The 262-nt window shown below is 58.4% G+C and carries 1 protein-coding gene; it reads left to right on the top strand.

Translation table 11 applies throughout. From position 1 onward, the window contains the following. A partial coding sequence (locus tag ACZ3HH_RS30475; protein ID WP_465810365.1) for a DUF7948 domain-containing protein occupies window positions 1–262 on the top strand: 262 nt, incomplete at both ends.

Below are 262 nucleotides of genomic sequence, written 5' to 3'. Positions count from 1 at the left end.
CTGCCATCGACGCCAAGGGCGATCTGGTGGTGACAACGGAGTTCGGCGATATCCACCTCGGCAAGCTTTTCGCCTACCAGCTTCGAAATGAAAAGCGGCAGAAGGTCGCGGCCGCATTCAAGCAGATCGGCAAAGACACCTACACCTTCGCCCTTGGGAATTACGACAAGTCCCGCGATCTCGTCATCGACCCCCTGCTCTATGGCACCTACTTTGGCGGTGACGGCGGTTGGGACGAGGTCCATGGCGTCGTTACCGACAA

It is taken from the genome of Pseudomonas sp. PME37.24/025 (assembly GCF_055556615.1).
Note: the sequence above shows the minus strand (reverse complement) of the source record. Positions and strands in the feature narration are given on the sequence as shown.